18 protein-coding genes and 4 pseudogenes are annotated in these 21352 nt (G+C 63.2%); 12 read left to right on the top strand and 10 right to left on the bottom strand.

Going from position 1 to position 21352, the window contains the following annotated elements:
* Positions 1–72 precede the first annotated feature (72 nt).
* Complete coding sequence (locus KTQ42_RS21610; protein WP_217347691.1) at positions 73–936, top strand: TauD/TfdA family dioxygenase; 864 nt, start codon at positions 73–75, stop codon at positions 934–936.
* 2 nt (positions 937–938) lie between these two features.
* Positions 939–1913 carry a tripartite tricarboxylate transporter substrate binding protein gene (locus KTQ42_RS21605; protein WP_217347690.1) on the top strand — a complete coding sequence of 325 codons (975 nt, stop codon included), beginning with the start codon at positions 939–941 and terminating at the stop codon, positions 1911–1913.
* Between the two features lie 21 nt (positions 1914–1934).
* Here KTQ42_RS21605 and KTQ42_RS21600 read toward each other — a convergent pair whose 3' ends face one another.
* The 4 genes from KTQ42_RS21600 to KTQ42_RS21585 form a co-directional block, all read right to left on the bottom strand.
* A complete protein-coding gene (locus KTQ42_RS21600; protein WP_217347689.1) occupies positions 1935–2210 on the bottom strand; it encodes a hypothetical protein in 276 nt (91 codons plus the stop codon).
* A gap of 43 nt (positions 2211–2253) precedes the next feature.
* Complete coding sequence (locus KTQ42_RS21595) at positions 2254–4431, bottom strand: amylo-alpha-1,6-glucosidase (protein ID WP_217347688.1); 2178 nt, start codon at positions 4429–4431, stop codon at positions 2254–2256.
* Positions 4424–5530: a glycosyltransferase family 4 protein gene (locus KTQ42_RS21590; RefSeq protein WP_217347687.1), complete on the bottom strand. Its 1107-nt coding sequence runs from the start codon at positions 5528–5530 to the stop codon at positions 4424–4426. Before KTQ42_RS21590 ends, KTQ42_RS21595 begins: the two co-directional genes overlap by 8 nt.
* Positions 5531–5666: 136 nt before the next feature.
* The gene (locus tag KTQ42_RS21585) at positions 5667–6068 is read right to left on the bottom strand and encodes a GYD domain-containing protein (protein ID WP_217347686.1); all 402 of its coding nucleotides are present in this window, start codon (positions 6066–6068) and stop codon (positions 5667–5669) included.
* Between KTQ42_RS21585 and KTQ42_RS21580 the strand changes: the two genes are divergently transcribed.
* The gene (locus KTQ42_RS21580; RefSeq protein ID WP_217347685.1) at positions 6067–6207 is read left to right on the top strand and encodes a hypothetical protein; all 141 of its coding nucleotides are present in this window, start codon (positions 6067–6069) and stop codon (positions 6205–6207) included. The two genes, KTQ42_RS21585 and KTQ42_RS21580, sit on opposite strands and share 2 nt — an antisense overlap.
* A 171-nt stretch (positions 6208–6378) precedes the next feature.
* On the opposite strand, the gene KTQ42_RS21575 is transcribed toward KTQ42_RS21580, so the two are convergent.
* Complete coding sequence (locus KTQ42_RS21575) at positions 6379–7095, bottom strand: GntR family transcriptional regulator (RefSeq protein WP_217347684.1); 717 nt, start codon at positions 7093–7095, stop codon at positions 6379–6381.
* Between the two features lie 164 nt (positions 7096–7259).
* Here KTQ42_RS21575 and araD point away from each other — a divergent pair, with 164 nt between their 5' ends.
* The 3 genes from araD (at position 7260) to KTQ42_RS21560 (ending at position 11441) form a co-directional block, all read left to right on the top strand.
* A complete protein-coding gene (araD, locus tag KTQ42_RS21570) occupies positions 7260–8999 on the top strand; it encodes an L-arabinonate dehydratase (protein ID WP_217347683.1) in 1740 nt (579 codons plus the stop codon).
* 29 nt (positions 9000–9028) lie between these two features.
* On the top strand, positions 9029–9739 hold the full coding sequence (locus tag KTQ42_RS21565; RefSeq protein WP_217348080.1) for a ribonuclease activity regulator RraA: 711 nt from the start codon (positions 9029–9031) through the stop codon (positions 9737–9739).
* A 133-nt stretch (positions 9740–9872) separates the two neighbouring features.
* Complete coding sequence (locus KTQ42_RS21560) at positions 9873–11441, top strand: aldehyde dehydrogenase (NADP(+)) (RefSeq protein WP_217347682.1); 1569 nt, start codon at positions 9873–9875, stop codon at positions 11439–11441.
* Positions 11442–12138: 697 nt separating this feature from the next.
* On the opposite strand, the gene KTQ42_RS21555 is transcribed toward KTQ42_RS21560, so the two are convergent.
* The gene (locus tag KTQ42_RS21555; protein ID WP_217347681.1) at positions 12139–13038 is read right to left on the bottom strand and encodes a LysR family transcriptional regulator; all 900 of its coding nucleotides are present in this window, start codon (positions 13036–13038) and stop codon (positions 12139–12141) included.
* Between the two features lie 143 nt (positions 13039–13181).
* Here KTQ42_RS21555 and KTQ42_RS21550 point away from each other — a divergent pair, with 143 nt between their 5' ends.
* Complete coding sequence (locus KTQ42_RS21550; RefSeq protein WP_217347680.1) at positions 13182–14384, top strand: 3-hydroxybenzoate 6-monooxygenase; 1203 nt, start codon at positions 13182–13184, stop codon at positions 14382–14384.
* A 127-nt stretch (positions 14385–14511) separates the two neighbouring features.
* Here KTQ42_RS21550 and KTQ42_RS21545 read toward each other — a convergent pair whose 3' ends face one another.
* Positions 14512–14739: a DUF3072 domain-containing protein gene (locus KTQ42_RS21545; protein ID WP_217347679.1), complete on the bottom strand. Its 228-nt coding sequence runs from the start codon at positions 14737–14739 to the stop codon at positions 14512–14514.
* Between the two features lie 169 nt (positions 14740–14908).
* On the opposite strand from KTQ42_RS21545, the pseudogene KTQ42_RS21540 reads away from it, so the two are divergent.
* Together KTQ42_RS21540 and KTQ42_RS21535 are read left to right on the top strand one after the other, a co-directional pair.
* Positions 14909–15205: pseudogene (locus tag KTQ42_RS21540) on the top strand (transposase); the annotation flags it as partial.
* Between the two features lie 239 nt (positions 15206–15444).
* Positions 15445–15812: pseudogene (locus KTQ42_RS21535) on the top strand (transposase); the annotation flags it as partial.
* Positions 15813–16163: 351 nt separating this feature from the next.
* Here KTQ42_RS21535 and KTQ42_RS21525 read toward each other — a convergent pair.
* Positions 16164–16367 (bottom strand): annotated as a pseudogene (locus KTQ42_RS21525) (IS30 family transposase); the annotation flags it as partial.
* Here KTQ42_RS21525 and KTQ42_RS21520 point away from each other — a divergent pair.
* A pseudogene (locus tag KTQ42_RS21520) lies at positions 16357–16646 on the top strand (integrase core domain-containing protein); the annotation flags it as partial. The pseudogenes KTQ42_RS21525 and KTQ42_RS21520 sit on opposite strands and share 11 nt — an antisense overlap.
* Positions 16647–17266: 620 nt before the next feature.
* Here KTQ42_RS21520 and KTQ42_RS21515 read toward each other — a convergent pair.
* Complete coding sequence (locus tag KTQ42_RS21515; protein WP_217347677.1) at positions 17267–18514, bottom strand: MFS transporter; 1248 nt, start codon at positions 18512–18514, stop codon at positions 17267–17269.
* A gap of 137 nt (positions 18515–18651) precedes the next feature.
* On the opposite strand from KTQ42_RS21515, the gene KTQ42_RS21510 reads away from it, so the two are divergent.
* A complete protein-coding gene (locus KTQ42_RS21510) occupies positions 18652–19566 on the top strand; it encodes a LysR family transcriptional regulator (protein WP_249223050.1) in 915 nt (304 codons plus the stop codon).
* 197 nt (positions 19567–19763) lie between these two features.
* Here the strand turns inward: KTQ42_RS21510 and KTQ42_RS21505 are convergent, their stop codons facing one another.
* On the bottom strand, positions 19764–20006 hold the full coding sequence (locus KTQ42_RS21505) for a hypothetical protein (protein WP_217347675.1): 243 nt from the start codon (positions 20004–20006) through the stop codon (positions 19764–19766).
* Positions 20007–20951: 945 nt separating this feature from the next.
* Here KTQ42_RS21505 and KTQ42_RS21500 point away from each other — a divergent pair.
* Positions 20952–21352 (top strand): dihydrofolate reductase family protein (locus tag KTQ42_RS21500; protein ID WP_217347674.1); only part of this gene is annotated, 401 nt, incomplete at its 3' end.

Here is a 21352-nt window from a genome sequence, read left to right as displayed (position 1 = left end):
ATTGTCGTTGTCGCGCACCGGGCCGGGTTGCTATCTTGCCGCTTCAGCATGGCAAGCAAAGGAACCGTCACAATGTCCCGCATCACCGTACAAGCGCTGTCGCCGGCGCTCGGCGCCGAAGTGTCCGGCATGGACCTGCGCGAGCCGATCAACAGGCAAACCTTTCTGGAAATCGAGCAGGCATGGCACCAGCACCTGGTGCTGCGCTTTCGTGGTCAGCGGCTCAGCGACCCGCAGCTGCTGGCGCTGAGCCGCCAGTTCGGCGAGCTCGATCCGCCCGGTCCCAATCCTTACGGCAAGCCCTTTCTGGCCGACTTTCCCGAAATCAATGTGATCTCGAACGTGAAAGTGGCCGGCCAGCCGATCGGCAATCTCGGCGATGGCGAGGCCTCATGGCATTGCGACATGACTTACGTGGAACGGCCGCCGCGTGCCGCCCTGCTGCATGCGCTCGAACTGCCCGACGGCGGCAGCGACACCTACTGGTCCAACATGTACCTGGCCTATGAGACTCTGCCGGCTGGGTTGAAGCAACGCATCGCTGGCAGGCGGGCGATCCACGATGCGAGCTACAACAGCGCAGGCATGCTGCGTAAGGGCATGAAGGAAATCAGCGACCCGCGCGAGGCGCCTGGCGCCCATCATCCGCTGGTGGTCCGCCATCCCGACACCGGCCGGCTTGCGCTATTCCTGGGACGTCGCCGCAACAGCTACATCGTCGGCCTCGACCTGCTCGACAGCGAAGCGCTGCTGGATGCGTTATGGGCCCATGCGACCAGATCCGAGTTTGCCTTCCGGCAGCAATGGCAGCTCCACGACCTGATCCTGTGGGACAACCGCTGCACCCTGCACCGCCGCGACGCCTTCGACGGCAATGCGCGCCGCATCATGCACCGCACCCAGATCAAGGGCGATGCGGTCATTGCCGGGGCATGAGAATGAAAGCGCTTGCCACTATCGGCCGCGGCCTGTCCCTGCTGCTTTTCACCGTCACCCTGCCGGCCGTGGCCGCGGGCGACTGGCCCGCCAGGCCCATCACCATCCTGGTGCCGTTTGCGCCGGGCGGCACGGTGGATATCGTCGCCCGCGTGGTCGGCCAGAAGCTGGGTGCTGAACTGGGCCAGAGCGTCATCATCGAAAACCGTGCCGGCGCCGGCGGCACCATCGCCACAGCCGCGGTGGCCCATGCGCATCCCGACGGCTACACGCTGCTGGCGCACCACATGGGCCTGGCCTTCAATGCCTCGTTGTACGAGAAAGCGCCGTTCGACACGACGCGCGACATCCTGCCGGTGGCCCACATCGGCACCACACCCAATGTGCTTGTCACTAGCAACGCCCTGTCTGCCCGCACGGTCAACGAATTCCTAGCGCTGGCGAGGTCCAGGCCGGGTGAAATCAATTACGGCTCGGGCGGCATTGGCAGCGCCGGCCACATACCGATGGCAGTGCTGGAAGCGGCGACCGGAACCCGGATGAGCCATGTGCCCTACCGCGGCGCCGGACCGGCAATGGCCGACCTGGCGGCCGGCCATGTGCAGGCCATGCTGCAGACCATACCGGCGGTGATGCCCTATATCCAGTCAGGCAAGGTGCGCGCGATCGCCACGTCGGGCAGGACGCGTTCGCGCACCCTGCCCAATCTTCCGACGCTGCAGGAGGCGGGCATCAGGGATTTTGATTATTCCCCGTGGTACGGCCTGTTTGCGCCAAGCGGCACGCCAGCGCCCGTGGTGGATAAACTGCATGCCGCGGTGAACAAGGTGCTGGCCGATGCCGACACGCTGGAAAAATTGAGCCAGCAGGGGCTGGACATCCAGAAGATGACGCAGCGGCAGTTCGCCCGCACCGTCGGCGACGATATCCGGAAATGGGGCGCCGCCATCAAGGCACTCCATGTCGTGGTGGAGTAGCCGGGAACCCGGCGGCAGGGGTCAGGGCCCTTCGCCCGGCACGCCGCGCTCGTTGCCCAGGATCTCGCGCGCGACCTGATGGCCTGCCCCGTTTCCCCGCTCGGCGCAGGCGGCCTCCACCGCGTCGCGCAACGCATCCAGGCCGGCGCCTTGCGGCACCGCCACGCCCAGGTCGCGCGCCCTTTGTGCCAGGGCTTCCAGCGGTGGCGCGGCGATGATGCCGCGCTCCTCGGCAGCCGCACCGATATCCGTCAGTTCCGCCAGCAACTGCTCCAGTTCGTCCAGTTTCGCATCCATGTTGCTCTCCCCTTGAAGTGCACCCGTTTGGCCATGCCGGTCATCATGCCACCACCACCACGTCCACCGGCCCATCCTTGCGCAAAATGTTGACGCCGACATTGTTGGGATAACGCTGCAGCAGCAAGTCGACGCTGCTGCCGCAGATCGACAGCGCGCGGATTTCGATCTGGTCGACGAAGGGCGGCAGGCGCGGGTTGCGCAGGCGGATCTCGGGCTTTTCCGGCGAGAACGACAGGCCCAGGCAGGCTTGCAGCAGGTAGAACACGCTGCCGGCGGCCCAGGCCTGCGGCGAGCACGCGACCGGGTAGAGCGTCGGTCCTTCGTCCGGCCTTTTGGCAAAGCCGCAGAACAGCTCCGGCATCCTGTGCTGGTCCATGGTCATGCTGACGTCGAACAGCGCTTCGAAGATCTTCATCGCGCCGGCGGTATTGCCGTAGCGCGCCATGCCAGTGGCGATGATGGCGTTGTCGTGCGGCCAGACCGAGCCGTTGTGATACGCCATCGGGTTGTAGCGCACCGCGCCGCAGCCCAAAGTGCGCACGCCCCAGCCGCAGAAGAATTCCTCGGAGAGCAGCTGCGCCGCAATGCGCTCGGCATGCTGCGGCAGCGCGATGCCGCTCCACAGCGTATGCCCGGCGTTGGAGGACGGCACAGCGCACTGGCGCTTGTCGCCGTCCAGCGCCAGCGCATAGCTGCCGATGCGCTCGCACCAGAACACTTCGTTGAAACGCTGCTTCAGGCGTTCGGCGGCGCGCCGCAGTTCCTGCGCCATCGCCTGCTTGCCCAGGCAATCGGCCAGCCGGGCCGCCTGCAGCTTGGCTTCGTACACATAGCCCTGGACCTCGCACAGCGCGATCGGTGCCTCGGCCAGCCGGCCATCCCCGTGGAATACCGAGTCGTGCGAATCCTTCCAGCCCTGCTGCGTCAGGCCGACATCGGTGCGGCGCGCGTATTCGACGAAGCCGTCGCCGTCGCGGTCGCCGTACTGGTCGATCCAGTCCAGCGCGCGCTCGATGTTGCTCCAGATGCGGCGGATGAAGTCGAGGTCGCCGGTGCGCTCGAAGTAGGCGCCGGCCAGGCCGACGAACAGTGGCGTGGCGTCCACCGTGCCGTAGTAGCGCCTGAACGGCACTTCATCCAGCGCCGCCAGCTCGCCCAGCCGGGCCTCGTGCAGAATCTTGCCGGGCTCGGCGTCGCGCGCCGGGTCTTGGCTGGCCGCCTGCGTGTCGGCCAGCACCGCGAGCACGCCCCTGGCCAGGCTGGGGTCCAGCCACAGCACCTGGCGCGCGGTGATGATGCCGTCGCGGCCAAAGGTGGTGGCATACCAGGGCAGGCCGGCATACGGATAGCGGCCGCCGGGCAGCTCGGTCGACAGCATCACCAGGTCGGCGGTGGAGCGGTCTATCCAGTTGTTGAACAGGGTATTGGAAGTGACGATGCGGCACAGGTCGTGCATGCGGGCGTCCAGCGCGCCGTTCATGCGGGTATAGGCCGAGAGGTACGGTTCCCCGGCCGGCACGGCCGTTGGTTCCGCCGCGTCCGGCTCGCAGGCGACGGCCAGATAGACATGCGCATCCTGCTTGGGCGCTAGCGACAGTCGGAACTCGGCGCGCCCGGCGGTCAGCGTGTCCGGCGCCGGGTCGTAGCGGATGCGGGTGCGGCGCACCACCTGGTCCAGCCCACGGTAACCCAGCGTCAGTCCCGAGGCCTGCAGTTCAGGCGCGAGCATGACGCCACGGCGCTTGCGCTCGAAACCGCGGATCTCGAAGATGTCGGCATAGTCGGCATCCATGTCCATCGACAGCGTCACGCAGACCGGCTCCAGGCCGTAGTTGGCGACGCGGATATGCTCGTGCAGCGTATCGTTCCACAGCAGCTTGGCGCGAAATACATGCAGCAGGCCTTTCTGGATCAGATCTTCGGTGCCGACATTCAGGTCGGGGTTCATCAGCTCCACCACCATCTGGCCGTTGTCGTCGCGCACGGTGGAGTTCAGGAACATCGGTCGCACGCCATTGAGGCGCAGCTCCTGGTGCGACAGGAAGCGGGTGTCGCCATGATAGATGCCATCCTCGTGCAGGCCGATCGGCTGGATGTCGCCGAAGCGGTTGAAAGTGGCGAACACCTTGCCTTCCTTCAAAACGCGCCGGCGTTCATCGGGTGGCGAGGAGGCGGCGAGGATGTACCACTCTTCGCCCAGTCTGATTCGGTCAGCCATGATGCTCCTGATGCATTGCCGCCGCCCCGGCAGCGCCTGCCAGACGGGCAGGGTGCGCGGCGCGTTTCCGTAACGCCTGTTTTCGCAGTGTTTCATACAGTCGCAGATAGGCCTGCGCCATGTGGCGGGCGGTGAAGCGCTGCAGGAAGGCTTGGCGGCAGCGTTGCCGGTCCAGCCCGGCCAGGCGCGCCACGGCCCGCACCGCCTGTTCCTGGTTGTCCACGATGAAGCCCGTTACACCGTCGGCCACGATCTCGGGCACCGAGCCGTGGCGATAGGCAATCACCGGCGTGCCGCAGGCGAAGGCTTCGATCATCACCAGGCCGAATGGTTCGGGCCAGTCGATCGGCATCAGCAGCGCCCGGGCGCTGCCCAGCAGGCGCCGCTTCTCGGCCTCGCCGACTTCGCCGATGAAATGCACCAGCGGATGCCGCAGCAGCGGCGCGATGCGGGCATCGAAATAGTCACCATCGGCCGGGTCCACCTTGGCCGCGATGGTCAGCGGCATGCCGCTGCGCACCGCGATCTCGATGGCGCGGTCGGGCCGCTTCTCTGGCGAGATGCGGCCAAGGAAGAGCAGGGAGTTGGCGGGCCTTGGGTTGAAGTCGTAGAGGTCCTGCGGCAGGCCGTGGTAGACCGTGCCCTGCCAGTTGATCCAGGGCAGCGGCGCGCGCTGGCTGTTGGAAATCGATACCACCGGCATGTCGATGAATTGCCGGTACAGCGGCGCCAGCTCGGGCAGGTCCAGCCGGCCATGCAGCGTGCTGACATGCGCGGTGGCAAGGCCGCGCGCCATCGGAAACTGTAGGTAATCAGTATGGAAATGGATCACGTCGAAGGTGCGCGCCATGCTTGCCAGCATGCCCAGCTGTATCGTGTGGCAGGCCAGCGCGGCGGCGCTTTGTCCTGTGGCGCGCAGGCTGGCGCCGCTGGCGGGAACTAGCCTGGCGCGGGTAGCGGAGTCGGCGCTGGCGAACAGGGTCACGTCGCAGCCCATGCCGACCAGCTCTTCGGTGAGATAGGACACAACCCGTTCCGTTCCGCCGTAAGCCTTGGGAGGGACGCTTTCAAAGAGCGGCGAAACCTGTGCAATCTTCATGGCCAGCCCGCGCAGCGCCTAGATGCGGGCGCGGCGCTTCCTCCTTCATCTGCCCGCATTTCTGCCGTGGCGACAGAAAATTGGAGTTGTACGGCCGGGCTGAAGTTCCGGCGGCAGAGCGCTGTGGCGATGCTGCTCAGGGGATGTCGTCGGATGCGTCGTCGGGTGCCGGATGGCCGCCTTCATCGTCCCACTTCGCCAGCGCCGCCTGCTCGGCATTCGCTCCCGGCGCGCGGTAGCGTCCGGTTTTACGGACCGAGTGGTCCAGCGCTTCCGGCATCACCAGCACCGTGACCCGGCATGACGCGGCGCCAGAGGCATTGATCTGGAGCGCCAGCGCCATCGCGGTCGCGTCGTCGGGCAGTTCGCCGATGGTGAGCACGTCATGCTCGCCGAACGCATAGTAGAAAGCTTCCAGCGAGCCGCCCATGGACTGGAAGAGTTCGGCGACAGCGGCGCGGCGCCGGCTGCCGCCCTCCCTGATCAGGCCGGCGATGCCCGGGCCGACATAGTCGGCTTCCAGCAGATATTTGCCCATGACCTTCCTTTCGCGCATCGCCGGAAATCCGCTGCGCAAGAAAGACACCCGTCCGCTGCGCGAAAGGAAAAGGGCGATGCTGAACCGTTATAGGCAAAAACGCAGGCGTGCGCAAAGGAGAAAATCCAGTGGATCTTGATCTGCCTTCATGCGCGGGGGGAAAGTGCGGCATCTACCGTCGAGTGAAATACCCGAAGGGGCATTCCACCGCGCGGGCAAGCCTGTTGAGGTGCGACCTTTGCCGCTTTTCGACCGACTGCGGTGCAATGCCCTTCGGGTATTGTCCCCTACTAACTGCCGGCGGCCGGGTTTAGGCCGCGATCGCGCCCTTGTCGAAATACTCTGGATAGCGCGCCCGGATCTCGTCGATGTTGGCGAGAGTGCCCGACAGGTGGGCGCGCAGCATGTTTTGCGCATGTACCGGATCGCCCAGGGCGATGGCGTCGAGGATGGCGCGGTGGTCCGCCAGGATGGCTTCGGCCTTGCCGGCGATCGGCAGGTGCAGGCGCCGCAGCCGGTCCAGGTGGCCGCTCTGGCGGCGGATCAGGGGCCACAGGTCCGGCACTTCGGCGGCTTCATACATTTCCCGGTGAAAGCGCTGGTCCTGAGCGGAGAATTCCATGTAGTCGGCCAGCCCGAGCATGGCGGTCTGGCGCGCCAGCACCGCTTCCAGCCGTGTCACCAGCGCAGTGCGGCTGTCGTCGGCCAGGCTGGCCAGGGTGTACACCACTTCCAACTCCACCGAGCGGCGCAGGAAATGGGCCTGCTTGGCAAGGGCGATATTGATCGGGCAGACCACGGTGGCATGCTGCGGATAGATATCGACCAGGCCTTCCTCGGCTAGGCGCATCAGAGCGTCGCGGATCGGGGTCTGGCTCACGCCGAACTGGTCCACCAGGTCGGCGCGCGAGAGCACTGTGCCCGGCGCCAGTGTCAGCGACATGATCTGCTCGCGCAGGTATTCAAACACCTGCGGTGCGGCGTGACGGGACTTCTCCAGGCGGAAAGGCGTGATTTGAGCGTTCATCTGTTGGTCTGGGAGCGGCAATGCGCGATAGGGCGTATTAAACCAGAGCAGCACCGCCGCAGCCAGCTTGACGCACTAATATTTTAGTGTTTTAATCCTTCCACAATTTGTTTTCAGGCCGTGCGGGTCGTTTCAGGCGCCGCATGCCATACACCGGACCCGCCATGACCCATCCCAGAAAAACTCCCGAGACACTGCGCAGCGCCCGCTGGTTTGCCCCGGACGACCTGCGTTCCTTCGGCCACCGCTCCCGCATCATGCAGATGGGCTATGCGCCCGGCGACTGGGAGGGCAAGCCTGTCATCGCCATCCTGAACACCTGGTCCGACATCAACCCCTGCCATGCGCACTTCAAGCAGCGTGTCGAAGACGTCAAGCGCGGCGTGCTGCAGGCCGGCGGCCTGCCGCTGGAACTGCCTGCCATCTCGCTGTCGGAGAACTTCGTCAAGCCGACGACCATGATGTACCGGAACATGCTGGCCATGGAAGCCGAGGAACTGCTGCGCTCGCATCCGGTCGATGGCGTCGTGTTGATGGGCGGCTGCGACAAGACCACGCCGGGCCTGATCATGGGCGCGCTCTCGGCCGGCTATCCGGCCATCTACCTGCCGGCCGGCCCGATGTTGCGCGGCAACTGGAAGGGCAAGGTGCTCGGCTCCGGCTCGGACGCCTGGAAGTTCTGGGACGAGCGCCGCGCCGGCAACATCAGCGAGGAGGAATGGGTCGAGGTGGAAGCCGGCATCGCCCGCAGCCACGGCACCTGCATGACCATGGGCACGGCCAGCACAATGACCGCGATCGCCGAATCGATCGGCATGGCGCTGCCGGGTTCCTCGTCGATTCCCGCGCCCGACGCCAACCATATCCGCATGGCCGCCGAATGCGGCCGCCGCATCGTCGAAATGGTGTGGGAGGACTTAACGCCCAGGCGCATGCTATCGCGCGCTTCCTTCGAGAATGCCATTACGGTGGCCATGGCCATGGGCTGCTCCACCAATGCGGTGATCCACCTGATCGCCATGGGCCGCCGCGCCGGCTTTGACATCGGCCTGAACGACTTCGAGAAGGCCAGCCGCACCACCCCCGTGATCGCCAACATCCGGCCCAACGGCGACACCTACCTGATGGAAGACTTCTACTATGCCGGCGGCCTGCCGGCGCTGATGAACCGCATCCGCGCCAAGCTGCATGTGGATGCGTTGACTGTCACCGGCAAGACCGTGGGCCAGAACATCGAGGGCGCGGAAGTCTATAACGACGACGTGATCCGTACCGAAGCCACCGCGCTTTACCATGAAGGTGCGCTGGCTGTGCTGAAAGGCAATCTGGCGCCCAACGGCTGCGTGATCAAGCCCAGCGCCTGCGCGCCGAAGTTCTACAAGCACACCGGCCCGGCGCTGGTGTTTGACAGCTATCCAGAGATGAAGGCCGCGGTCGAGGACGAGAACCTGGACGTGACCGAGAACCACATCCTGGTGCTGCGCAATGCCGGCCCGCAGGGTGGCCCCGGCATGCCGGAATGGGGCATGCTGCCGATTCCGGCCAAGCTGGTCAAGCAGGGCGTGCGCGACATGCTGCGGCTGTCGGATGCGCGCATGAGCGGCACCAGCTATGGCGCCTGCATCCTGCATGTGTCGCCGGAGTCGCATGTGGGCGGGCCGCTGGCGCTGCTCAAGACCGGCGACCTGATCACGGTCGACATCGACGCCCGCAGCATCCGCATGGAAGTACCGGACGAGGAACTGGCGCAGCGCCAGGCGGCATGGACGCCGCCCGTGGTCCATTTCGAGCGCGGCTACGGCTGGATGTTCTCGCGCCACATCGGCCAGGCCGATGAAGGCTGCGACTTTGATTTCCTGCGCACCGACTTTGGCGCGCCGGTGCGTGAACCCGACATTTTCTGATTCGAACCCATCCAGGAGACAGCATGACCATGAACGAGCAAACCCGCGCCAAGCTGAAGACCGTCAGCACCGCAACCCTGTGCACCGCGTTGTACAAGCGCGGCCTGAAGAACCAATTCATCCAGGACGTGCGTCCGCTGAACCCGAACGGGGCCAACATGGTGGGCGAGGCTTTCACGCTGCGCTACATCCCGGCGCGCGAGGACCTGAACCCGATCACCGTGTTCCAGAACCGCGACCATCCGCAGCGGGTGGCGGTGGAGCAGTGCCCGCCGGGCGCGGTGCTGATGATCGATAGCCGCAAGGATGCCCGCGCGGCCTCGGCCGGCTCGATCCTGATCACCCGGCTGATGGTGCGCGGCGCGGCTGGCGTGGTGACCGACGGCGGCTTCCGCGACTCGCCCGAGATCGCCGAGCTGGCCATGCCGGCCTACCACAACCGGCCGTCGGCGCCGACCAACCTGACGCTGCACCAGGCCTTGGACATCAATGTGCCGATTGGCTGCGGCGACGTGCCGGTATGGCCGGGCGACGTGGTGGTGGGCGATCGCGAAGGCGTGATCGTGATCCCGGCGGCGATCGCCGACGAGATTGCCGATGAAGCGGTTGAGATGACGGCCTTCGAGGACTTCGTGATGGAGGAAGTCAAGAAGGGCCGCGGCATTATCGGCCTGTACCCGGCCACCGACGAGCAGACCCGCGTCGACTTCGCCGCCTGGCGCGCCGCCAACGGCCGCTGATCCCGCAGCCCGCTGCCTGAAGCTCCCGGCTTGCGGGCAGCGCGCTCTTTCCCATTTCCTGATACATGTCGTGCCACGCCGGAGAGCCTCCGGGGTGGCGCCTTTTCTCATTACGTATACCCAGAAATACTCTATGACCATTACAGGTGAAATGCTCATCGGCGCCAGCGCCGTCAGGGGCAGCGAGGCCATTCTCCGCTGCATGAATCCCGCCACCAATGAAAGCCTGGAGCCGCCTTTCCATGGCGGCAACGAGCAGGATGTCGAGCGCGCCTGCGCGCTGGCCGAGGACGCCTTCGACGACTACCGCAACACCAGCCCGCAGCAACGCGCCGCCTTCCTCGACGCGGTGGCGGAAGAGATCGAAGTGCTGGGCGACGAGCTGATCGTGCGCGCCATGCAGGAAACCGCCCTGCCGCGACCGCGGCTGGAAGGCGAGCGGGCCCGCACCTGCAAGCAGCTGCGCATGTTCGCCGACGTGGTGCGCCGTGGCCACTGGCTCAATGCCACGCTGGACAGCGGCAGCGATGCCCGCCCCGACCTGCGCATGCGCATGGTGGCGCTCGGCCCGGTGGCCGTGTTCGGCGCATCCAACTTCCCGCTGGCTTTCTCGGTGGCCGGCGGCGACACCGCCTCGGCGCTGGCGGCGGGCTGCCCGGTGGTGGTCAAGGCGCATTCGGCGCATCTGGGCACGTCCGAGCTGGCCGGCCGCGCCGTGCAGCGCGCGGTGGCTCGCTGCGGCCTGCATGAAGGCGTGTTCTCGATGCTGGTGGGTGCCGGCAACCGCATCGGCACCGCACTGGTCAGCCATCCCGCGATCAAGGCGGTGGGCTTCACCGGCTCGCGTGCCGGCGGATTGGCGCTGGTAAACGTGGCCAACAGCCGGCCCGAGCCGATTCCGGTCTATGCCGAGATGAGCAGCATCAACCCGGTATTCCTGCTGCCCGGCGCGCTCAAGGCGCGCGCGCCCCAGCTGGCGGTGGACTATGTGAACTCGCTGACCATGGGCGTAGGCCAGCTGTGCACCAACCCCGGCCTAGTGCTGGCGCTGCCCGGCGCCGACACCGATGCCTGGAAAGCGACTGTGGCGGAAGAGATCAGGGGCCGTGCGGCGGCCACCATGCTGACCTCGCAGATCCATGCTGCCTACGAGCGCGGCGTGGCCGATTTGAAGGCCGCTGAGGGCGTGCACCAGCTTGGCTGCGGCGTTGAGGGCAGCCTGCCGCACCAGGCCATGCCGGTCGTGTTCGAGACCACTGGCGCGGCCTTCCTGGCCGACCATGCGATCCAAAACGAAGTGTTCGGTCCGTCGTCGGTGCTGGTGCTGTGCCAGGATGAAGCCGAGCTGTTGCGTGTTGCGGACAGCCTGGAAGGGCAGCTGACGGCGACCGTGCAAGCCGAGCGCACTGCAGATGCCGGGCTTGCGCAGCGCCTGCTGTCGCTGCTGGAGCTCAAGGCCGGCCGGGTGCTGGTCAATGGCTTCCCGACTGGCGTGGAAGTGTGCAATGCGATGGTCCATGGTGGCCCGTTCCCGTCGACTTCCGACAGCCGCAGCACCTCGGTGGGCGCCACCGCGATCAACCGCTTCCTGCGCCCGGTGTGCTACCAGAACCTGCCAGAGGAATGGCTGCCGGAAGCGCTGCGCGACGCCAACCCGCAGGGATTGTGGCGCCTGAAGGATGGCGCGCTAACGCAGGGCTGAAGCTGCGTTCGGGACGGCTTTCCCGCTAACCCTGCTTAAGCGAGCGCACGCGCGCCGGGCCAGCCCGGTGTGGCCGCATGCGGTTTAACCTATGCGGGGCATGCGTTGGTTTGCAATGGCAAGCGGCGGAAACCATGCCAGTCAAGCCGATCCCGACATTCCCCGTCCTGGCGCCAACCCACGCTCGCCAAGGCTATTTCCGAGGTGAAGTGGCAGGGATGTTTGTCCTAGTCCAAAGCAGCGTCCAGGCCGTTCCCGGACTCGTTCTTGGTCACGCCCTCCTTGCTGCCCTAGTTGCGCTAAGGCAGCTAGCCAGCCGCCGGCTGCGCACGCTGCATGCGCTAGGCGGCATTGCGCGCAGAATGTTCCTGTAGGCCATCCAAAAATACGACCCCAGCAAGTGGCCACGGTGCAATGCCCTTCTGGTATTGCACCCTACCAACGCCGTGTCTGCCTCACCCACAGCAATCTGTAGGGTGCAATACCCCCGCAGGGGCATTGCGCGTTGGTCGATCATGTAAATCGGTCGGCAATAAGACCGCGGCAAGCACCCAAGGTGCAATCCCCTTCCGGTATTGCACTCCAAGACACAGTGCCCACGCCAACTTTCACCCGCCCGCAGCCGTGCCTGCCACATCCCCTGACTTCCCGGCGTCGCCGGCAATACCGCTTCCAAAACGCTCCAACGCTGCACTGCCTACGCCGGCCCGCCAAACAGCGCCGCCAGCGTGCGCCGCAGCCACACGTTCCCCGCATCCGCATGAAACCGCTCATGCCAGTGCTGCTTGACCGCATAGGAAGGCAGCTCCACCGGCGGCGCTAGCAGGCGTATCGTTTCCTGCGACGCCAGGGTGTTGCCCAGCCGCCTGGGCACGATCACCAGCAGCTCGGTCTGCGCCACGATGCGGGCCACACCCAGATAGCTGGGCAGCCGCAGCACCACTTCCCGCTGCAGGCCCTGCTGGTCCAGCATCCGGTCGACGATGGAGTGGCCGGTGCCGGAACTGCTCACGACGATATGGGCTTCCTTCAGGAAGGCAGCCTTGCTCAGCCTTTCGCGGATGCGCGGATGGTTCGTTGCCGCCAGGCAGACGAAGTCCTGGGTGAACAGCGTCTGTTGATAAAAGCCCGCCTCCAGGTCGGGCATGAAACCCACCGCGATGTCGGCCTCGCCGCTTTCCAGCCGGCGCGGGCTGTCGGTGGAAATTTTCCCGATCTCGATATGCACGCCGGGTGCCGTCTTGCGCAAGTGATTGAGCAGCGTCGGCAGCAGCACGATCTCGCTGATGTCGGTGATCAGCAGCCGGAAGACGCGGTGCGCGCTGGCCGGGTCGAATGCCTCGCGCGCGCCATGGGTGCGTTCCAGCATCGCCATCGCGTCCCGCAGCGCCGGATAGATCCCGGTGGCGAAGGGCGTCGGCTCCATGCCACGTGAGGTGCGGCAAAACAGCTTGTCGCCATAATGCTGGCGCAGCTTGTTGAGCGCGATGCTGGCCGTACCCTGCGCCATGCCGCGCCGCTCGGCCGCGCGCGATACGCTGCCCGTCTTGTAGATCTCGTCAAACAAGTTCAGCCATTCCAGGTCCAGCTTGGCCATGCCGCTTCCTTTCTGCCACCAGTATTTAAAAATGCAATCTGGCATATTAAGCCACGCGCTTGACGAAATAATAGGTCAGGCCGAAACTCGCTCCCCATCAAACCCGGAACACGAAGCCGCCCACCGCGGCAATTGGAGACAGCATGCAGCAGAGATCCGAATCCCTTCCCGTACTGGTTGCCGGCGGCGGCATTGGTGGCCTGGCGGCCGCACTGGCCCTGGTGCGCCAGGGCTTTGCAGTCAAGGTGCTAGAACAGGCGGCACAGCTGGGGGAAATCGGTGCCGGCATCCAGCTTGGGCCGAATGCCTTTTCCGCATTCGATGCGCTGGGCATCGGCGAGAAGGCGCGCAGCCGGGCCGTCTATACCGACGAAATGGTGATGCATGATGCGCTCGATGAAACCCTGGTCGGTCGCATTCCCACCGGCGAGGCCTTCCGGCAGCGCTTCGGCAATCCGTATGCGGTGATCCACCGCGCCGACGTTCACAAGTCGCTGCTGGAAGGCGCGCTGGAGTCTGGCTTGGTGGAACTGGCGACGTCCAGCGCGGTGCAGCGGGTGGAGCAGGACGATGCGAGCGTCACTGTCTTCGACGGCGCCGGCAAGCAGCACCGCGGCCTGGCGCTGATTGGCGCCGACGGCGTGAAGTCGGCGGTGCGGCGCCAGTATGTGGGCGACGAGGCACGGGTATCGGGCCACGTGGTCTACCGCGCCGTGGTGGACCGGGAAGACTTCCCGGCCGACCTGCGCTGGAACGCGGCCAGCATCTGGGTCGGCCCTAACTGCCACCTGGTGCACTATCCGCTGCGCGGCGGCGAGCAGTACAACGTGGTGGTGACCTTCCACAGCCGCGAGAAGGAGGAGTGGAGCGTGCGCGAGGGCAGCCGCGAGGAAGTGCAAGGCTATTTCGAGGGCATCTGCCCCAGGGCGCGCCAACTGATCGACCTGCCCAAGGACTGGAAGCGCTGGGCCACCGCCGACCGCGAGCCGATCGCCCAATGGAATTTCGGCCGCGTGACCCTGCTGGGAGACGCCGCCCACGCCACGCTGCAATACCTGGCCCAGGGTGCCTGCATGGCGATGGAAGACGCCGTCACGCTGGGCGAAGCGCTGCGCGTGAACGGCAACGACATCGGCCAGGCCTTCGATCTGTACCAGCGCTCGCGGGTAGCGCGCACCGCGCGGGTGGTGCTGTCGGCAAGGGAAATGGGCCGCATCTTCCACGCCAGGGGCGTGGAGCGCCTGGTGCGCAACGACCTGTGGAAAGGCCGCACGCCGGAACGTTTCTATGACGCGATGGAATGGCTGTACGGCTGGAACGTGGGGAATTGCCTGGCGGACAGGTGAGGATCCAGGGGGGCAGGGAGGCCCTGCTCTTTAATCCCCCTTAATGAAGCCTGAGCGTTTGTCAGGCTCGGCTGCTTGCCCAGCAACCCGGGAGAGAATGCATCACATACCCGCCTAGCTACCACACTTACTTCGTTTCTTCCAGACCGCGACCGGTCTTGTGCTGCAGTTCATCGATCCGCTTCGACGCCTCGGCCTTGCTGAGCGTTTCGTCCATCTCCACGCCGGCTTCTTCCGATAGGGTTTTCAGATAGGATTTCTGCGCCCCGGTCATCGGCTCGTCGCCGGTGGTCCAGTCCTTGGGGTCCTTCACCATATTGCTGTGGTCGGCTTGATCTTGAGTGTGCTTGTCCATGTGATTCTCCAAATTACTGTTTATACGTACAGTATATGAGGATGAAGGATTGGCAAAGTTCCAGATTTAATTATGCTTTTTTCGACTTTTCAGCCGAAACTTGGTCGATGTCTTTCACGGTAAATTTTGTTAACATATTTTTATGAAACTACGCTAGGCATACAAATTTGAATTGATGGCAAACGGCTGTCAGGAGCGCGATGCGCGCCGCTTCGCTGGAGCCTGTCGTTTCGTCTTTAATAAAGCACTATTGCTGCAGCAGCAGAACTCTAAGGATGGCGGAAAGTTCATCCGATACGAGGAGTTGGCCAGATATCTTGTCGAATGGAAAAAGGATCCGCTGACCCGTTGGCTTCAAATGGCACCTTCGCAAGCATTGCAGCAATCGCTTAAAAATCTCGATATGGCTTATCAGCGGTTCTTCGACAAGATTGGTGAGCATCCTACCTTTAGGAAACGCGGTTAGCACGATAGCTTTCGCTTTCCGCAAGGCTCCAAGCTGGATCAGACCAACAGCCGCATTTTTCTCCCAAAGCTGGGCTGGCTCCGTTACCGCAACAGCCGCAAAGTTCTAGGCACGCCGAAGAACGTGACGATGAGCCACGCATGTGGTAAGTGGTTCATCTCAATCCAGACGGAGCGTGAGGTGGAGTGACCCTGCCCCGATTCCACGTACAGCAAAAAATTTGATAGCTTTCTGTATGTATAGAGGAACGAATGGTAGAGAAATCCGTGCCGAAACGGCACCACACGGAAGAGTTCAAGACCGAGGCGGTTAGGCTGGCGCAGTCGGTCGGTCAACACGAAGCCGCTCGCCGGCTAGGCGTGCCGGTAGCCACCCTGGGCAATTGGACGCGACGGCAGCGCACTCTAGAGGCAACGTCTACGGATGGTGCTATGCCAGCAACGTCGGCGAAGCGTCCAGCAAGCGAGATGGAAGCTGAAATCACCCGCTTGCGCAAGGAATTGGCTAGCGCCAAGCTCGATATCGAGATTCTTCGAAAGGCGACGGCGTACTTCGCGAAGGGGTCGCGGTGAAGTACGCATTGATCGATACCTACCGCGACCAGTACTGAGGTAGCCTGACTTTTGTAGACACTCCCGTTTGATAAACTAAATCGATTGGAGGACACATGACAAGAACAGATGTGAGGACTTATACGCCGAGTTTCGTGCGGAAGCGGTCAAGGTCGTACTGGAACAGGGACTACCTCTGGAAGCAGCGGCGCAGCGGTTGTTAGTGCACAAGGGAACGCTGGCAAACTGGGGCAAAGCTGCCAATCGTGGGTGGACGACACTGGCATCTGCTCCTGGTAGCCACAGCGTGGCCGAGCTGGAAGAAGAGATCGCCAGATTGCGCCGTGAGTTGGCGGTCGAGCGCATGGAAAAGGATGTGCTAAAAAAGCGACGGTGAGTTCAACCGGTCATTGCAATACTTCATTAAGTTTATCTGCGGGCGTCCGAAATTCCAACGTTTTTCGTGGGCGCTGATTTAACTGTAACGCGACTTTGTTCAGCTCCAGTTGAGAGAAACCCGATAATGGTGTGCCTTTTGGAAAGTGCTGACGCAGCAGACGATTCGTATTTTCGTTCGTTCCCCGCTGCCATGGGCTTTGCGGATCGCAATATTGTGCGCATGGCAATCGCAAGCTGCTGAACCAGTTTGGCATGCAGGCATCCATGTCGCGTAAGGGAAATTGCTGCGATAACGCACTGATGGAAAGCTTCTGGGCAGCCTCAAGAATGAGCTGACACACCATCAGAACTACGAAACGTGTGCCCATGTCAAGGCAGCGGTCCAGAAGTATATCGAGATCTTTTATAACTGCCAGCGGCGTCATTCACGCCTTGGTTACCTGTCCCCTGCAGCGTTTGCTAATACCTTCAGACATCTGCAGGCCACCTGACACGAGAGTGTTCATTATTGACAGTACACCTCATCGAGCCAGTGAACGCGCCTGGCCAAATCGTCGCATTCCATCTTCCGCATATCGACCTGTGTCAGCACTGGCAGGGCCTGCATGCTGCGCTGGTATACCTGCTCCGAGGCGAGGCGCCGTGCCGTCAAGTCTTCCAGGCTTCTCCTAGGCGGGCTCGCAAACCCTGATGAAGCATCGCACAAGGCCAGGCGCCTGGTCTGGGTCGGCGCGCCGCAGGGTGAGTCGGCATACACGGTCCTTCCATTGACGGTGCATTTAAAGACTTGGGATGACTGGCCCGCATCGGGCAAGTGAACTTGGGGTACAGGCATGGCCGTGACGGGCACTCGCGTCGGCATCGGGGTGGCTGGATGACAGGCGCAACCGGAAGCTCTGGCTGAACTATCGGCGCGACCTGCGTGCGCATCGATTTCGACGCGATGTTGATCAATCCCAGGACAACAGCGCAGGCCAGCAGAATCGACAGCGCCATCCTGCTATTGACGTCCGGCAGACCCTGCCACCACTCACTGCGATTGTCTGCTTCCGAAAACCGAAAGTTCACACTGGAAGCAGACTTTAGAAGGGCATTTGGCGATACATATGGATCAAGGAAGATCTCTGGGGCGCGCAACGCTAAGTCCGCGGAATTTCGGCAGCCTATAACCCGCCCAAAGCAGCAGCGTTGCCAGCGGCATTGCCGCGCCGGCGAGGGTAAGCCCGAACCAGCCGCCCGCGGCAAAGCTGGCGCTTGCAATGCCCGATCCGGCAGCCGCGCCGATGAAGCCTGAGCCGATGAAGACGGTAGTGATGCGGGCGCGCGCCTGCGGCGCAAGCTGATAGATGACGGACTGATGAGCCACCTGCAGTCCCATCACGCCGATGTCCAGCAGTAGCACGCCAGCCAGCAAGGCGACGAGCGTGTGGCCACCAAAGCCAATGAACACCCACGACGCCAGCGTCAGCAGGGCTAGCGCCCAGGTCGCAGCATTGCCATGGCCCCGGTCGGTGAGCCGGCCGACGGTATTGGCGGCAAGCGCACCGGCGGCGCCGACCAGGCCAAACAAGCCGATCTGCGCTTCGCCGTAATGGTAGGGCGCGCCGGAGAGCAGAAAGGTCAAGCCGGTCCAAAAAATGCTGAAGGTGCCGAGTCCGAGCGCGGAGAACAGCGCACGCTGGCGCAGCAGCGGCTCGGCGCGGACGATGTCGGTAAGCGAATGCAGTAGCTTGACGTATTCCAGTTTGCCGCGCGGCGCTTCCGCCGGCAGGATCTGCCGCAGCACGACCAGCAATATGGCCACACCGAGTGCGGCGATCACGTACATCGAACGCCAGCCGCCGCTAACAGTGGCGACGGCGCCGGCGACGGTGCGCGCCAGCAGGATGCCGAGCAACAGACCGGTCATGACGCTGCCCACCATGCGGCCGCGGCTCTGGTCCGGCGCATACGATGCGACCATTGACGTGATGACCATGACCGCGCTGGATGAAATGCCGGTGAACAGTCCGGCAAGGGCGAATACCGTGAAGTTTGGGCTGAGCGCAGCGAGCGCCAGCGAGGCGACGTTCGCGCCCAGCATCATCGAAAGCAGGGAGCGGCGGTTGAGGACATCGCTCAACGGCACCAGCAGGAACACGCCCAGCACGTAGCCGATCTGGGTCGTCGTGACCAAGTAACCGGCCCAACTGAGCCTGATATGAAACGACGCAGCCAGCATGGCCGTCAGCGGCTGAACGTAATACAGGTTGGCGACGAGGACGCCGGCTGCCAACGCGAACAGGAAGAGCCGGACCGGTGAAAGCAGCCTGCTGGTATCGGTAGCGATGGGTAATGGTGACATGGCCTGACCTTTCAAAAAAGTGACTGTCGGATTGATGGCGCCAAGTCTAAGTCGGTTGGCAATAAAGATAATTACTGCATAATGCCTATTTACGATTCGGTTTTTATGAACAATAGGCTAGGCGGGGGAAGACCGTGGACCGGCTCAAGGCGATGCAAACTTTTGTGCGGATTGTTGAAGCGAACAGTTTTTCAAAGGCAGCAGAGACCCTCAACCTGCCACGCGCGTCGCTGACCGCGACCATGCAAAACCTCGAGGCTTACCTTGGCACGCGGCTCCTGCATCGCACGACGCGGCGTATCTCTCTGACGCCCGACGGCGCCGAATACTTCGACACGTGCCTGCGTATCCTTGGCGAAATCGACGATGCGGAAAACGCATTCCGTCTACAGGCTGCAAACGGCCCCAGCGGCAAGCTGCGGGTGGACCTGCCGGGCGCACTGGGCAGAAATCTGGTGCTGCCGCAACTGGGCCGCTTCATGGCGCTGTATCCGGGAATCGAACTGGTGCTGAGCCTGGGCGACAGGCTGGTTGACCTGACCAGCCAGGGCGTGGACTGCGCGCTGCGCGTGGGCGACCTGCTGAACTCATCGCTGGTCGGCCGCCGGATCGGCTCGATGCAATTTGCCAGCTGCGCGGCGCCGTCCTATCTGCAGCGCCATGGCACGCCGGCCGGTCTCGACGATCTGGAGCGGCATGTGACCGTGGTGCACCTGTCAGGCCGCACCGGGCGTGCGCTGGACCTGGACTTCGTGGTCGATGGCCGGGTTGTGCCGGTCAAAATGAAAGGCCCCATCGCGGTCGACGATGCCGACGCCTATGTCAGCTGCGGCCTGCAGGGGCTGGGCCTGATCCAGGCGGCGCGCTATCAGGTGGCGGCGCACCTGGCGTCCGGCGCGCTGGTGGAAGTGCTGCCGCAGTGGCGTCCCGCAGCAATGCCGGTGTCGCTGCTCTATCCGCAGGGCAGGTCATCGGCGCCCAAGGTGCGCGCCTTCATCGCGTGGGTGAGCGACGTGTTCGCACAGCATTCTGACTTTCAGGCTGCTGCTGCCATTGATACGCGCTAAGGTCGGGCGCCGCTGCGGTCTCATTTATCACCACATCCGGTGTCCGGTAGCGCGCCTCATGTCGGACACCGTCAATTAAATGACACCGAGCAGACCCGCGCCGAAAACAGGGCGCCAACGCAAATCCAGCGGCAATCTGCCAATGCGTAAGACAAGCGCCATGAATTACCTGAACGCAATGCCTGATCGCTTGCCGATTAAAAGCTTGAACCAAGCATCCAGTCCAAACCGAGCATCCGAATAAGCACGAAGGTGGCGATGCCCAGGCCTAAGGCTGATAGCACGAAGACTGCGGCTACCTTGCCGGCTGCGCGCAGCACTGCGCGCCTCTCCTCATCCGGCTTCTTCCCCTGATCGTAATGCCACTTGATGGCGAAGAACATGCCCATGGCCAACACCAGTACCTTGAATGTCACCAGGACTATAGGAATCCATTCCATTTTTTGCGTATTTCCAGGCTGTTACTTGACACTGTCTATCGTGAGGAGCACTGCCCCGAAACGCTGCTTCCCCAGCTTCCTTGTTTGCGCAAACCAGCGAAGCCAGTTGCCTGGTTATTTCGCTCGCCAACATCGAGTGTGGTTCTTGAGCAAAGGGCAAGTTCATCACGAACGCGGTCAGAACCGAGTCGCGTCATGTGTATGGCGTAGGTGCAGACACGCATTGCCAGAGCAATATGGTCGAGTGCTATTGGGCGTTCCGGCTTAGTCAGTGGGGCCAAGCGTTCCTATATCCTGCTTGCATCTTTCATTACATCTACCCATCAAATAACAATCGCATCCAGCATGGCGAATCGCCGAATGCAGTTGAGAGCGCAGAAAACGTCAGCGACTGCCATGTGAAGATGATGTTGCTGCACGTCCCAGGGCATTTTACATGAGGGCTTTTTCTCACCCCTGAGACAAACTGTCCTAGTTTCAAACCAGGCAAGATGAAAATTTGCCGATCCGCTTGCCGTGATTGGTCGTGCGCGGCCGGTCAGTTTCTTTGCGGATTGCGGATGCATTGCAGGCCGCGCTAGACGGATCGCTGAAACCGGGTGCCCGTCGATCTCCGCAGCGTCAGTTGGCAGCACAGCCGGACATTGACCTAACTACGATCATTGCGCGCATGCAATGCACCCAGACATTGCAACTTCTGGCACGGCTGCGGCGCTCGAGGCACTTTTGTCGCCATGCCGAAAGTTGGATTGACTTCGCTTTCCCTCGCGCCAGTTAGGGCAGCAGCGGTCGGACTTCGTATTGAAAGACAAGCTGCGATGGTTAGCTGACACTTTATAATTGATGGAAAGTCACGCGACTCAGCATGGGCACTTTGCGAATTGCACTCGCTCCCTTCCAGCTAGACTGCGCGCAGCTTGTCGTGTATCTCCGGCAGAGGACTTCATGGGAATCCTGACCTTCAGCATCAACCTCACACTGGACGGCTGCGTCGACCACCAAGAAGGAATCGCCGACGACGAGACACACGCCTTCTTCACCCGTCTCATGGACGAGAGCGGGGCGATGCTGTGGGGGCGCGTCACCTACGAGATGATGGAAAGCTACTGGCCAGCGGTCGCCCGCGGCGAGATGGAGGCGCCGCCGGCGATGCGCGAATGGGCGGTCAAACTACAGGCCAAGCGGAAGTACGTGGTGTCATCGATGCGAAATGACTTTCCTTGGGCCAACAGCCACCACATCGTGGGCAACTTGCGTCCCGGCGTACAGCAGCTCAAGGACGCAACGCCAAATGGCGTGCTCCTAGGCAGCGCCAAGCTCGCAACCGAACTGGACCGGCTTGATCT

Source organism: Noviherbaspirillum sp. L7-7A (assembly GCF_019052805.1).
In the GTDB taxonomy this organism is placed as follows: Bacteria; Pseudomonadota; Gammaproteobacteria; order Burkholderiales; family Burkholderiaceae_D; genus Noviherbaspirillum_A.
Note: the sequence above shows the minus strand (reverse complement) of the source record. Positions and strands in the feature narration are given on the sequence as shown.

Bases quoted from the DNA above. Each gene is read 5' to 3' on its own strand.
- KTQ42_RS21610 (WP_217347691.1), top strand. From the start codon at position 73: ATGTCCCGCATCACCGTACAAGCGCTGTCGCCGGCGCTCGGCGCCGAA.
- KTQ42_RS21605 (WP_217347690.1), top strand. From the start codon at position 939: ATGAAAGCGCTTGCCACTATCGGCCGCGGCCTGTCCCTGCTGCTTTTC.
- KTQ42_RS21600 (WP_217347689.1), bottom strand. From the start codon at position 2,210: ATGGATGCGAAACTGGACGAACTGGAGCAGTTGCTGGCGGAACTGACG.
- KTQ42_RS21595 (WP_217347688.1), bottom strand. From the start codon at position 4,431: ATGGCTGACCGAATCAGACTGGGCGAAGAGTGGTACATCCTCGCCGCC.
- KTQ42_RS21590 (WP_217347687.1), bottom strand. From the start codon at position 5,530: ATGAAGATTGCACAGGTTTCGCCGCTCTTTGAAAGCGTCCCTCCCAAG.
- KTQ42_RS21580 (WP_217347685.1), top strand. From the start codon at position 6,067: ATGACCTTCCTTTCGCGCATCGCCGGAAATCCGCTGCGCAAGAAAGAC.
- KTQ42_RS21585 (WP_217347686.1), bottom strand. From the start codon at position 6,068: ATGGGCAAATATCTGCTGGAAGCCGACTATGTCGGCCCGGGCATCGCC.
- KTQ42_RS21575 (WP_217347684.1), bottom strand. From the start codon at position 7,095: ATGAACGCTCAAATCACGCCTTTCCGCCTGGAGAAGTCCCGTCACGCC.
- araD (WP_217347683.1), top strand. From the start codon at position 7,260: ATGACCCATCCCAGAAAAACTCCCGAGACACTGCGCAGCGCCCGCTGG.
- KTQ42_RS21565 (WP_217348080.1), top strand. From the start codon at position 9,029: ATGAACGAGCAAACCCGCGCCAAGCTGAAGACCGTCAGCACCGCAACC.
- KTQ42_RS21560 (WP_217347682.1), top strand. From the start codon at position 9,873: ATGACCATTACAGGTGAAATGCTCATCGGCGCCAGCGCCGTCAGGGGC.
- KTQ42_RS21555 (WP_217347681.1), bottom strand. From the start codon at position 13,038: ATGGCCAAGCTGGACCTGGAATGGCTGAACTTGTTTGACGAGATCTAC.
- KTQ42_RS21550 (WP_217347680.1), top strand. From the start codon at position 13,182: ATGCAGCAGAGATCCGAATCCCTTCCCGTACTGGTTGCCGGCGGCGGC.
- KTQ42_RS21545 (WP_217347679.1), bottom strand. From the start codon at position 14,739: ATGGACAAGCACACTCAAGATCAAGCCGACCACAGCAATATGGTGAAG.
- KTQ42_RS21510 (WP_249223050.1), top strand. From the start codon at position 18,652: ATGCAAACTTTTGTGCGGATTGTTGAAGCGAACAGTTTTTCAAAGGCA.
- KTQ42_RS21505 (WP_217347675.1), bottom strand. From the start codon at position 20,006: ATGGAATGGATTCCTATAGTCCTGGTGACATTCAAGGTACTGGTGTTG.